Source organism: Nocardia vaccinii NBRC 15922, assembly GCF_001613305.1.
Lineage (GTDB): Bacteria > Actinomycetota > Actinomycetes > Mycobacteriales > Mycobacteriaceae > Nocardia > Nocardia vaccinii.
In genome coordinates this window covers 344,604-357,349 of the sequence record NZ_BDCC01000007.1, presented here as the reverse complement: position 1 = coordinate 357,349, position 12,746 = coordinate 344,604, and the positions used below count along the sequence as shown (strand labels likewise).

Here is a 12,746-nt window from a genome sequence, read left to right as displayed (position 1 = left end):
CGACGGTCTGGAGAATTATTGTTCATGATCACCCTATCGTGTGATCTGCACGTGAGTGATATGGGTTCGAGCGAGCCTCAGTGGCTCAACTGCCCAATCCGGAGCAGCGCTCGCACTACCCTAGGATGATCGGACAGCACTCTCACGGGGGAGCGGCGGGAGGCCGAAAAGCAAGGAGGGGCCGGTGAATTCGGCCATACCACCCGCAGCGCACAGTCGACCGACCGCACCACAGCGGACGGCACCTCGACGAACGCACGGCCGATATCGTGGCGAACCAGTTAGCCGAACAAAAATGTGGAGGGAACGCAATGACAGGACCAGTTCCGAGAGGACGCTACGAGCGGCAGCGGACGCAGTACGACACTCGGACCAGAAAACCAGTCATCTATCTGCCCGTGACTTGCGAAGGGCGGCTGCTGGGCAACTTGTGGGCGTCAGCCGCCGACAACGGTCTGTCAGCAGGGTTCGACCCCAAGATGGATGAGGAGGTCTTCCGCGACAACATAAGTCGATTGAGAGGCACCGGATTCTGGGATGACCGCCTGCGGGAGTCTTTCCAGGAGGGTTTGCTGCCGCGGGAGGGGATTCGGCGGTGGATCGGGGAACCCGCGCATCCTTTGTACGGAGGGGTCGCCGCCGACGCTAGAGAATCGACGGCCGGAAGTTCGGCCGAACTGTGGAGCCAACTCAACCCTACGGTACGGCTCGACCCCGACTCCAGCTACGAACCCCTCGTCCAGGACGGTGAGTACCCGGACGGTTCGCGCGCACATCCACCCGAACCGGCTACGCCGATCTCCACCTATCCGGACGAAGCGGTCGGCGAACTCGTCTTTCTGGCAGCCTCACTCCGCGGTTCCGTCGTCGGGTATGTGTGGGCCGCGGCGGCGGACAACGCCGCCGGGTGGCTACCTCTGGCCGAGGCCGGGCCGGACGGTGTCGTTGCCGGTGGCCTGTGGCGGTCACGGCTGATGAACGCGTATTCGGAGGGGATGGCTCCGTTGGCCGCATTGCGCCGGATGCGTCTCCTACGTAACCCTGCGGAAGACACCTTCGGCCGGATCGAGCAGGACGCAACCGAGCAGCGTATCGCGAGCCTTCAGGACCTGCGGATACTCTCCGGCTATCCGAGTCGGTAACACTTCGCACGATGCAATGGCAGTGGACCCACGCCCAGCGGTAGACGACACCGAATACCGATAGAGGATTTTCGACTGTGAGTAATGTTCCCCCGCTGGCGCGGACCAATGCCGAGGCCCGGTTGTTCGTGGAGCTCAAGCAGTGCGCACGATGCGGCAAGCGCGGCGCGACGTTTCGTAGTTCGGTCATCAGGTCGGACGGCCTGCTGATCGGCAGGTACCGCGGCACATGTGACCATTGCCAGAACCCGTTCGAATACGACTTCCGATTGCCGGAGCAGCCCTTGCCTCCGCCGACCGACGGAGTGCTGTTCGGCGGTGCGGAACCGTCGGTACTTCTCGACCCCGCAATCTGGCTGCGATACTCCGACATCTGCAGCAGTCAGGTGCCGATGGACAGCAGCGGACTGGATGAGCAGGGCCGCCGAGCCGCCAGACATACGTTGGCGACGGCCGTGGCCGCCGTGGATGAAGTACTGAAATTCATTCCGCCACAAGCCGATCGAGTACCCGAGTCGGAATTCTGGTCGTCCGGAGGCCGGATGATCTACCAGGAAGAGCCGGGACGGTTCGACAGATTTCGACTCGAAGCCGTCCGTGAAGCTTATGCGGATGCACTCGCACGCTGGTGATCAGCGACGCTTTCCGGCCTCGGTGACCAGCGCCTGCCACTGCCCGTGACGGACCGGCGTTGTAGATCGACACCGCCGGCTACCCGGTCGATCAAGGTTTCCGACCCTTCTTACCGGCTCAGCCGCGTGCTGGGCATCTACTCCTCCCAGGTCCCCTGTTCCGGCCAGCTTCCGTTCTGCCGGCTCTGCCACTCGGCCCAGGCCATCACGCTCCCCGCCATCTGCCCGTACCCCTGACGCCGCAGTGTCTGCTTGTCGATCGTCATCTCGTACTCCTCGCTCCCCTCCGGCGGATTCGCCTGGGACACGGCTTGGACTCGGTATCCGATCGTCTCCGGAGTTTCCTGGGTGCGTTGGATGCTCAGCCGCCACAGGGGCGGATAGATCTGCCCCCCGGCGGGCCGTCGGCCCGTCGCCTTGGCCTCCCGGAAGTCATCCGCGATCATCGTGGTGCTCCAGCTCGGGTACTCGATCACCACTCCGGTTTCCGCGTCGATCACCAGACTCGTCCCGCCCGGCACCGGCCCGCTCCCGCCCTCCTGCGGACTCTGTGCCGCCAGGACCAGCCAGCCGATCCCCCCGAACGGGTACAGCTGAAACCGCCTGTCGGGGTTGAATATCCGAGCCAGGTACGCCTCGACCTGCTCCCTCGTGCGGTATTCCGCCATGTGTGCCTCCTGGATGAGCCGAGATCGGTGTGAACGACAGGTCGGTCGACCCGTACACCATGTTCCGTGGCGGGTGATCGGACATGGTCCCCGCCTGGGGATCCCACCACACCGGCCCACTGGCGTCACGCGGGTAGACGATCACCGTGGCATGCAGGGCTCCCCGGCGTGGCGTGCCATCGGAGTTGTACAGCGGCTCACCGGTTTCCGGGTCACGAGCCTGCCACTCGTTCACCACCAGTGCCGAAGAACCAGGCCCCATCCGATCGACCAGATCGTGCAGGTGGCCGAACTGAGCCGGCACCGAGGCCCCGCCGCCGAATTGATGCAGACCATCGCCGAGCCACTCCGCGGCGCGTTCCGGTCCGCCGCGCTCTCCACCGTGGATGTCGATACCGCCGCCAGGGAGTTTGTCCAGCCATCCGGGCGCACTGACCTGCGGATGCCCGTAGAACGCCGACAGTGCCGAGAGCGCGCAGTCCGCGCAGTTGTTCCGCCGACCCGGCACTTCGATACCGCCGTCGTTGATCAACTCGCCGTACCGGTTGGTCCGCGGGTCGGCGCACACGAGGAAGCGGTTGCCATCACGCAACGCGTCCTCCACCGCAGCCTGATGTTCCGGCCGCTCCACTGCGCCCAACCGGTGTTCCCCGTATGAACGGCTGTCGGACGGATTGTCGAAACGCCTGGGCGTGTTGGCATACGCGACATCGTTGCTCAACTGCCGAATCTCGTGCGGGTTCAGCCCCGGATGATTCGGATCCGGCGGCAACAGCCCGAGGTGGTCGCGCAACTGCCGGGTGATCGCATCGACGGGCATGTCCGGACGCCACTGCCCGGGGCGCTCACCGACATCGATGTGCAGATTCGCCTCGGCCGGATCCGAAGTGTGCACGAGGTCGACGAAGATCCGATCACCGGACAGTAGCCGCTGTTCGCGATTGAACCCGAAATCCGTTGCTTTCTGGGCATTTTCCCACAGGTGGCTCAGCCACTGCGGATGGATGTTCGGATCCGCGGTCACGTGAACCTTGATCCGCGCGACCGCGACGGGACCACCCTCGGTGTTCGAATACCGCCGAATATCGAACGCGGGCTTGGCATTCGGTCCGAGCTTCGTGGTCACCGGCATGACTCGATTCGCGTCGGGTCGCAACGGCCTGAGCCAATCACGCCACCGGCGCGCGTGCTGAGCGCGGCGAACGTCATCCTCGGACGGACCACGCGAGGGTACCTCGTCCCGGCGCATCGAACTTGGATCATGCTGCGAGCCTTGCCGGTTCGGCTCCGCCCCGCTGTCTCCGGCACTCCGGTCGGCCGATTGCCGCTCGGCAGGACCTGCATGCTCGGGGCCGGGATGATCCCGAGTCGGAGAATGACCCCCTTCCTGCGGCCGGCTCGATTCGGCCGCTCGCGGCCGATCCTGAGGACGCTCACGCTGCGGTGCCGACACCGGGGACTGTTCGGACTGCTGGGAATACCGAGTGCCATTGTCCTGCAACGGTTTACCGGGAATCTCAGAGGTCCGGGGCACCTGGTGATCCGGCAACGCCGATGCACCGTGATCAGACGGCTGACGTACGTCGACGTGGTGCGGCGTGTCCTGGTGATCCGGATTTCGCAGATCAGGCGCGAGCGACTCGCGGGTCGGCGGCTTCGACACCCGTTGTGGATCGATGGGCGAGGACTCGTGTGGGCGCTGCACGGACGACTCGTCCGGTTTCGAATCCGGCGTTCTCGTCGAATCTGTCGGCGCACCAGCGTGCGGCTCGCCGGCATCCTCGGTGTCGCCGTGCGCCGGAATCGCCTGATTCTCAGCGGATACCGGCTCGGATTCCGAAGTGTGCGGTGGCGAGGCGGCCTGCACGGTCTCGGCCGAATCCTCCGGCTTTACAGACGAATGGGCTAATTCATCCACATCCGGACCAGGCTGCGCGGAAGAAGCATGTACGGGGTCGGGCAATGCGAGAGACCCGTGCTCACTTCCGCTTTCAACACTGGTCGGCGGAACTTCGGGTACGCTCGAACTCTCGGTCGGCACATTCTCGTCCGACCCGCCATCGGCTGTACCGTCATACTCTGGGGATACCCCGGCCCGACCGCCTTCGGGTTCGAGGACGAAATCCGATGGGACGATCTTCCCTTTGAGGATATATCCCGCACCGTGCTGTCCGTCCGCCGATGGAGCCTCGACCACATCAGTGATCACATATTTGAGGCCACGCTCACCCAGAAATTCATTCTCACCACCGAATTCCCTTCTATTACCGATCCACAAGCCCTTCGTACCGGCAGGAGCCTCCAGCTCGAGTTGATACCTTCCGAAGCCCTCGAGGGATCGATCACTCAAGCTTGTGGACATGACGCCCGGTTCGGATTGAACCTGATTTTTCAGCTTCCAGATGTCTTTATCATCACCCAATACGGTGCCATGGTCATCTATGACGAGATGTTCTACCCGGTGCAGCCCACGCACGAGCACTATCGGCTCCGGAATAGGATGGCTGACGGCTGGATCGAGGTGTCTGATGTAATCGCCTATAACGTCTATAGTCGGATCGATATCACCCAGATGCGTGCGCATGGTACGACAATCGTTCCAGTTGTTCGACATCTCCTGGATTCGAATTTGTGGCTTCGAGTGGCCGAGAACGCTGTCGACAGCAGCCCGCGCGTCCGGATGCAGATCAGGGCGCTTGGCCAAGTTTTCGATCATCTCATGAGTCGGTTCCACGCCGGTACCAATGTGATTCCGTATTGCTTCGAAACCTTGGTGGTCGTCCACCAAACGATCAAGCATTCCACCCGGATCAGGACTTCGCAGAACATCGTTGATCCACTGCGCTCTGACATATCGCTGCACTGCTTCCATCTGATCCGGCGGCAACGAATCCCGAACCTCCCCCAGAACCCTCTCTCCATATTGCACACCGTCCTGCCCGGATTCGAAACGACGTGCCGTTTCATCCGGGGCCAAGGAATGCCGCGCCGCCTCCTCGGATCGCCCCGCATGCTCGTCCGGCGCCGACCGCGTACCGGGTTCTCCATGGTGCTCGGCAGCCAAATCCCGACTGGGAGGAATTCGGTCGAGCTGACGTTCCAGCCGAGGCGCCATCCGTGCATCTGTTTCGTTCAGAAGACGCCATCGCGCTTGCGAATTGCCCGGGTCGCGCATACCGAGCCCATCGAGCAAGTCGGCCAGATCTCGACGAAGTCCAGGCAGCTCGTGCGCTCGCTGCGGGTCGAGCTCAGCACGCTCGATATGCGCCGTCACAACCTTTACCTCGGCCAACTGCCCGCCGAGGCGAGGCGTCAGACCTTCGGCATGATCAAGGGACGGCTCCGCCGAGACTTTCGGGTCCTGCAGGAGTTTGATCTCCGCGACTTCATGAGCCAGTGCTCGAACGATATCCTCATCACGGGCGCGTGGCGAAATATGGACGTCGTATGTCTTCCCATCCTCCCGTACATGGAATTCCGCGACCGCACCACTGTCTATCGGCCGGACATCGAAGTGCACGTCGACGGGCTCCAGCCCCGGGTACCCCATAAGGGCAGATTGGTCTTTCGGAAACCATCTGACGTCCTCGGGCATGACCAACGGCGAATTCTCATTGATGGCTCGTATGACCTCGGCACGAGTGAGGTCCGGTTGATGCGCAGGTCGGCCATCACCGTGAAAGTTACCGAGGCTGCCGGTATCACCGTGAGACCTGTCCGTAGTCGGCTCATGCTGCGGCTCAACAGCTTCCGATCGTTCGGATACACCCCCACCGGTTCGAGTCTCCCGTGGCTCGAAACCGGGTAGATCCAGACCCCGCAGTCCATTCGCATGCGTCCCAGCCTCCGGCCGATCCGGTTGATCGGGTAGACCGTTCAGGCTGGATTCGCGTGTACCGGAATCCTCGCCTCCCCCCATGAAATCCCAGCCGGGCGGCTCGTCGTAAGCGGACCTGCGATTGTCGGAGGCGTGCGGCTGCTTGTCCGGCAACTGGCCCGCGGGGTCGAGCGGATTCTCGCGGCCAGGATGTGCCTCCGAATTCGGATGGAAGGTGCGGAATTCGCCGTCACCACGAACCGCGGCGGGAGAGTTGGGCTTTCGCGCGGTACCGACCGCGTCCGACGGGGCGCGCACCGGCACGCCGAGACGATCCGCCACATGCTGCGCCCAACCCATTTCATTGCCGCTGAAGCAGGACAGCAGCCGAACCGGCGTACCCGGTTCGTAATTCGGATTTCCGAGAATCGCATCGACGATCTGTTCGGGATGAACCTCCGGCCCCAGGCTGGGAATCGGCGCGCCCTCGGGGCTCCCGTGCACGATGACGTCGTGTTCCCCCTCGTTGAGGGTGTTCTCTCGCACCCGATGGGTACGGGGATCGTCACCGATGGACGTTCGGTCGGCCCGGTAGACGACTCCTTCACCGTTCTCCAGGTAATTGTCGAACTCGGTAACCGGCGGCACATCATCCGCGGAGTCTTCCGAGGAACCCAGCGTGTCTGTCGGTAGCGACTCGTCAGCTGCAACGGAATCATCTGTTTCAGAACGGTTTTCATCGACATCGACATGCTGATCGGCGGCCGATCGGGGCACCTCGGGCTCGTCCTGCCGAGGGGAGCGGTCGGTCGGCGATCCTGACGAATCCTTCGGGTCCGAGTGACTCGACTCCTCAGTGCGTTCAGTGCGATCCGATTTATTTCGATCGGGCGTCGACTCGGAGCGCTGGTCACGCTGGGACCGGTCCGCTGCTTCGGAGGAACGCGGGGTCGAATCGCGGTCGCGAGTGGGCGTCCGGGAATTGCCGGATGTCGGCGGGCGGTCCGATTGCTGCGTGGAATCCCGTTGTTGCCGAAGCGATTCGGGCGGGCCCTTCCGATCGGCCGTAGGTCCGGTCGGCTTGTCCGGACCTGGAGCTTCTCGTGACGGGCCGGGGTGGGGATCGGACGTGTCCGAGGCTCGACGGCCGGAGTCCTCGGTGACGGGGCGGGGTTCTCGGACCTGCGCGTCGCGCGCGCTCGTCGTGGTGCGGTCGGTCGGTTCCGAGTTGCGTGGCGTGTTGTCGCTCGAATCGCGGGAGCTGGATGACGCCGGATCTCGATCGGTCGTATCGGATCGTTCGGGCGCGCGTGGTGTCTCGGTTGCGGACGAATTCGCTGTTGTACTGCGAACATTCTGCGGCGCAGGGGTTTCCGGTCGCTGCGTGCTCTCCGGACGTTGCACTGCATCCGGCCGCTGCGTGCTGTCCGGGCGCTGCGGTGTGTCCGCAGCCGGACGTGAAGTGTCCGCCGGTGCCGAACGGTCCGTCGGTAACACCACATCGCGGTTGGACGGGGTGGTCGGGACCTGGGTGCCCGCCGCTGCGGGCGTTGCGGCACGATCTGTGTTGGGTGTTGTCGTTCCCTGCGCCGCGGGGTTCTGCGTACTCGCGCGATCGGATGCGGCCGCGCCCACATTGTTGGATGCGGACTGAGCCTCGGGCGCGGCCGTCGGGCGAGAGTCCTGCGTGGAGTTCGCCCCTACCGAATCTTGCGCGACCGGTGTCGAACTCGCATTCTCGGCACCGGAAGATGGCGCGACGCTTCCATTGTCCTGAGCTGCGACCGATGCCGGTTTGCTGCTTGTATCGGCATTACTCGCTGACGAATCACTCGCGGTCGTGGTCTGCGTCGCGCTGTCGGAATGTGCGGCACTCGGCGTAGTCGCGGAGTCGTGCGATTCGACCTGCGGTGTGGTGTGCGAAGTCTCGGTCACATGTGGGGTCGTAGCCGCGCTGCCTTCCCCGGGCTTCACTCTGCCGAGTCCGCCCCCGGCCCCGTCGAGCACCCCCTGATCGAGCTTTCCGCCGGTCGCAACGGTCGACACCGCATTGCCCAAGACGTTGCCCGGGACCGCCGCCACACCCCGCGCGATGACCGCCTTTGCGGAATTCGTGCCCAGGTCCACGTTCTTCGCGACCTTCGCCATGCCCGCATTGGACGGATGGCTGACGACCCCACCTACAGTCCCGGCGATCGCCCCTGCCCCGGCGGCCTTCCACGAACTGTTGAAGTCGACATCCTCCCCCTCAGCGGCCTGAACGACGTTGGCCGCCAGATCCGTCGCGCCACCCAACGCACCCGCGGTCACGCTCTGCGCCATGGTGCTGACCGCGAACTTCGCCGCAGCACCTTCCCCGAGGTCCTTCGCCTCCTTGACGGCAACTTTCGCGGCGACCTTTTCCGCGATCTTCAACCCGGTCCGCTCGGCCAGCGCCGACGCGCCCTTCATCGCGAGCTTGTCGATCAGCTCCTGCCCGAACTTGCGAATCGTCGCCTTCACCAGCGCCGAAGCCGCAGCGTCGAACGCCTCGCCGATCCCGGGAACGAACGCCATCGCGATCATCGTGGCCACCGAGATGTAGATGACGATCTTGGTGTGCTCGATATCGGTGGCGCCCTGCTCCAGCTGTTTGGCGAAACTGTCGCACATCGCGATGACGCTGTTCAGATCGCTGCCGTCCCCGCCGACGATGTCCTGCCAATACGTGGACATCGCATCATGGGTCTTGCCGTCGATCGCGGTCAGCGCATTGCTCATCGCCTTGTCGGCCGGGTCCTTCAGCTCGGTCAGCGCCTTGGACATATCCGACCAGTTCTTCGAGAGCCGACGCATCGCGTCCTCGTCGCCCTCGGGCCAGTGACCGATCAGGAAGTCTTCGATCCACCCCACAGGTCCCGACCAGTGCGGGAACCACAACGTCATCCGATTGCCCCGTTACACCTTGCGAATCTTCGCCGCGTTGTCCTCGTCCTGCGTCTGCACCTGGTTGGCGACCGTGGTGATGTTGTCACCCGTCGCCTTCAGTGCCGCCGCGAAACTCTCCAGCGCCTTCAACCCCTTACCGACACTGCCGTCCTTGGTCTCGTCCTGTGGGTAGTTCTCCTCGAACTGCTTGCCCGGCGCATCGGAGCCCCAGCATTTGCCCTCCTTGGTGATTCCCGCCTTCAGCAGCTCCAGCGCCGACTCCACATCCTCGCCCAATTGCTCGAAATGCGGTGTTATCGAACGCAATCGATCAGGATCGGCAAAGAAATCTCCCACAGTCCACAACCTCCCGTTCGACCGGCTCTCTCCCTTGGACGCACGGACGCGCCTCCGGGTTCCTCGAAAATGTCTCCCGCTCAGCGGGTTTACTGCTGCGGCTGCTCCGGCGGATCCGCCGCGCCCGACAGCTGGGCTTGCAGATCTCGCAGACTCGGTGCGCCCGGGACGAATTCGCTCACATCGGGCATGGCGTCCACGATTGATTGGATCGGGGCGACCACCTGCGCGCGGGCCTGCGCGGCGGCCTGCGCCGCACCACGAATCGCCGCGTTCAGATCCTCGGTCAGTTTCTGCGGTGTGCTGCGCCGATACGCGTCATCGGCGATCACGATCTCGGTCACCACACCGGACGAGTTCACCGTCACTCGCGCAAGGTTGTTCGGGCTCGTCGCCTTGATCTTCATCGCCTGCAACCTGCGGTATACCTCGCCCGCTTCGGCCATCTCGCGATCGAGATCCGCCTGGACCTGCTCCATCGCGGCCTTCGCACCGTCGTTGGCCGAACGGATCTCCTCGCGTTCCCAGTCCTGCATGCTCACTCACCACCAGATTCCGCAGTGGGCAGGCTCTGCTGATTTGCGGATCAGCCGACCGCCCAGGAGATCGACCCGAGTCCGCGCCGGATCATCCGCGAATACGCGGTCGTCGGCATCCCCACGCACCGGTGCCACGCCATTCCCCTTCTCGCCGACTACTACCGAACGCCAGAGCTCCCGCACTACTGCAGCCACGATATCGGCATCCCGGCCTCCAAGGCGTCGTCCTCGTCGGTCCAGTCCGTCGGCTGGACGATGGCGTTGCGGCCGTAGGTGGCGGGGCGGGCGCGTTCTTCGGCCAGGCGGACTCGCTCGATTTCCAAGCGCGCCAGGCGGTCACGTTCCTCGCGCTCTTGGCGGGCGGCGAGTTCGCGGGCGGTTTCGACCTCCTGCCGGCGAGCCTGCTCGGCCAGTTGTCGCCGGAGGTCGTCGAATGCCGCCGAGCCGTCGCGGGTGGTGCGGGCATCGGCTATGAAGAACTTCTGCTGGGTCGATCGGGAGTGCGCCCGGTACTCCGCCAGTAGTTGATCCATATGTGCCGCATAGTTTTTCATTTGCCACCACCCATGTCGATCTCGATTTTCACACCATCGGTACGCGGCGCTGCGGTCGGTGTGGGGACCGGCGCGGGAGTCGGAGTCGGAGTCGGAACCGGCGCGGCGGGCGGCGGGCTCGGCTGATGGCCGGAATCTCGGTCGTACTGGGGATTCTGCGATCCTGCCGGATTCGGCTCGTGCGTCGCCGCAGGCTCGAAATCGAGATTCGGCACATACGGCTCGAGCGGATCCTCGATACCGAACTTTCCGCCGGAGGTTTGCGGTGCGGCGGCATCGATCACGGGTTTGCGGTCCGAGCCGGGGTTCTTGGTCCACATCGGTTTGGACTGCACCAGGCCGGTGGATTTGTGCTCGCCCTCCGAGCCTTTCCCGCCGCCGCCTCCGGTCGAAGGCATGTGGCCCATGGAACCGGTCGAGGACGTTCCCGAAGAGGTCGAGGACGTAGTCGTCGAGGAGTCGTAGCCGGACGTGGTCGTCGTCGTGGACGAACCCGTACTCGGCACCGACGAACCCGATTGTGGCGAGGAATCGCTGGTGACCGACTGGGTCGACGACCCGCCACCCGTCCCGGACGTCGAATAGCTCCCGCTCCCGGCGCTGTCCGTGCCCGTCCCGCTGCCGGTGGAGGAGGTCGAATCGTGCGTGGTGGACGACTGGGTCGAAGAGTCACCGCCGCCGGGGGTGAAGTACGGGACCCCGTTCTTGATGCCCATCGTGTACTGCTGGGACTTCCCGTCCAGACCGGTCACCGTCGTGGTTATCGATCCGTCGGAACCCTGTGTCATCGAGAGCTTTTCGCCGCCGATATTGAAGCTGGCCAGGGTCTTCGAGCCGTTCGTCGATGACGCGGCCGCGGTGGTGTTGCCGAAGATGCCACTCATCCCGGACTGGAGCACGCTGGAGAGCTGACTCGCGCCGGACTGCAATGCGCTTGTCAGCTGACTCACTCCAGAGGAAGCCGTCTGCAGGGTCTGCTCGGCCTGGCTCAGAAACGTCGAGAGCGGATTGCTCTGCGACGAGCTGGGATTCACCGATGTCGGGGTGGTCGGGGTGGTCGTGCTCGGTGTCTTGCTTTGATCCACACTTGCGGTGCTCGTGTTCGAGTTCGACGTCCCACTTGCCGAGGGGCCGTTCTGCTGGTTGGTGTCCTTGGCTTTCGGGACGGTGGTCGTGTCCTTGCCATCGAGCAGGTCCGTTACAGGCTTATATGCCTGCTTGATGTAATAGTCCGCTGCCGCGCACTGGTGTATGAACACGGTGAATGCTTCACGCACGGCAGGGCCGAAATGTTCTGTCAACCATTTCTTGCAGGTATCCGATGCATGATCCGTAATCGTAGTATGGAACTGGTATTGGACCACCGTATCCGACTCGGAATTGTTTACCGTGCCAGTTGCGATCGAAATAATCTGACTGACAGGATCCTCCGATCCACCCCCCAGTTTCATCGCATGACCGGCAACCGGCAGCTGATCACTAGCGAACTTTGCAATGAAAACCGCCTTATCCCTGACGATCTCCAGAATAACGTCCGGCACTCCCTCCAGCGCCGACGCCAACGCCTGCACATATTGGCTCTGCTGACTCGCGTAGGAATGAAACCCAGCCATATGATCCTGCGCAATATCGCCGGATGGCCCCTGCCACACCTCCGGCACCGCGTTGGCAACTCCGGCAACGTCTTCGGTCACCTTCTCCAGTGAGGCGTCCGAACCGCTGCCGCTGGCCGCGGCTTTCAGCCGATCAGCCAAACTCTGCAAACTTTGGACACTCATGCCGCGCTGCTGATCGAACCAACGCACTTCCAGCCGCCGAATCTCCCCATCCTTACCCAGGGGTTCTTTCGTCGCATCAACGATCTCACCAGCAAAATCGATACTCGGGTCGGCGGGAATATCGATTCTGGCAAATTCACTCAGATTCAATACGTCGTGTACCCGGTGATATCGAACCAACGCCCGTTCGAACCATTCCAACCCGGGTACAGCACCATTCAGCAGCTCGTCAGCAGTCGTGCCGGATACGTTGACGTTGGGATTCCAGATCGTTTTGGTGAACTTCCCGGTATCATCTTCGGCCAGCCACCGGGTCAAATTGTTCTGCGCAGTCAACTGCTCATTGTAATAG

General features: G+C 63.4%; 8 protein-coding genes. 2 read left to right on the top strand and 6 right to left on the bottom strand.

From position 1 onward, the window contains the following. Window positions 1-311 precede the first annotated feature (311 nt). Complete coding sequence (locus NV1_RS04295) at window positions 312-1,142, top strand: hypothetical protein (RefSeq protein ID WP_157116550.1); 831 nt, start codon at window positions 312-314, stop codon at window positions 1,140-1,142. A gap of 77 nt (window positions 1,143-1,219) precedes the next feature. After that, complete coding sequence (locus NV1_RS04290; protein WP_067885631.1) at window positions 1,220-1,774, top strand: hypothetical protein; 555 nt, start codon at window positions 1,220-1,222, stop codon at window positions 1,772-1,774. 137 nt (window positions 1,775-1,911) lie between these two features. Here NV1_RS04290 and NV1_RS04285 read toward each other — a convergent pair whose 3' ends face one another. From NV1_RS04285 to NV1_RS04260, 6 genes are all read right to left on the bottom strand, one after another. Then, on the bottom strand, window positions 1,912-2,220 hold the full coding sequence (locus tag NV1_RS04285; RefSeq protein WP_067885629.1) for a hypothetical protein: 309 nt from the start codon (window positions 2,218-2,220) through the stop codon (window positions 1,912-1,914). Further along, a complete protein-coding gene (locus NV1_RS04280; RefSeq protein ID WP_084525051.1) occupies window positions 2,207-9,184 on the bottom strand; it encodes a toxin glutamine deamidase domain-containing protein in 6,978 nt (2,325 codons plus the stop codon). Before NV1_RS04280 ends, NV1_RS04285 begins: the two co-directional genes overlap by 14 nt. A gap of 12 nt (window positions 9,185-9,196) precedes the next feature. Beyond that, window positions 9,197-9,493 carry a hypothetical protein gene (locus NV1_RS04275; protein WP_157116548.1) on the bottom strand — a complete coding sequence of 99 codons (297 nt, stop codon included), beginning with the start codon at window positions 9,491-9,493 and terminating at the stop codon, window positions 9,197-9,199. A gap of 119 nt (window positions 9,494-9,612) precedes the next feature. Continuing rightward, a complete protein-coding gene (locus NV1_RS04270) occupies window positions 9,613-10,059 on the bottom strand; it encodes a YbaB/EbfC family nucleoid-associated protein (protein ID WP_157116546.1) in 447 nt (148 codons plus the stop codon). A gap of 185 nt (window positions 10,060-10,244) precedes the next feature. Then, entirely contained in the window at window positions 10,245-10,616 is a 372-nt protein-coding gene (locus tag NV1_RS04265; RefSeq protein ID WP_067885621.1) for a hypothetical protein, read from the bottom strand. Further along, window positions 10,613-12,730, bottom strand: coding sequence for a hypothetical protein (locus tag NV1_RS04260; protein ID WP_157116544.1), 2,118 nt, complete (start codon window positions 12,728-12,730; stop codon window positions 10,613-10,615). Before NV1_RS04260 ends, NV1_RS04265 begins: the two co-directional genes overlap by 4 nt. Between the last annotated feature and the right edge of the window lie 16 nt (window positions 12,731-12,746).

What these genes read in the sequence shown, in the direction of transcription:
- NV1_RS04270 (WP_157116546.1), bottom strand. Translation starts at nt 10,059, where the DNA reads ATGCAGGACTGGGAACGCGAGGAGATCCGTTCGGCCAACGACGGTGCG.
- NV1_RS04265 (WP_067885621.1), bottom strand. Translation starts at nt 10,616, where the DNA reads ATGAAAAACTATGCGGCACATATGGATCAACTACTGGCGGAGTACCGG.
- NV1_RS04295 (WP_157116550.1), top strand. Translation starts at nt 312, where the DNA reads ATGACAGGACCAGTTCCGAGAGGACGCTACGAGCGGCAGCGGACGCAG.
- NV1_RS04280 (WP_084525051.1), bottom strand. Translation starts at nt 9,184, where the DNA reads ATGACGTTGTGGTTCCCGCACTGGTCGGGACCTGTGGGGTGGATCGAA.
- NV1_RS04285 (WP_067885629.1), bottom strand. Translation starts at nt 2,220, where the DNA reads ATGATCGCGGATGACTTCCGGGAGGCCAAGGCGACGGGCCGACGGCCC.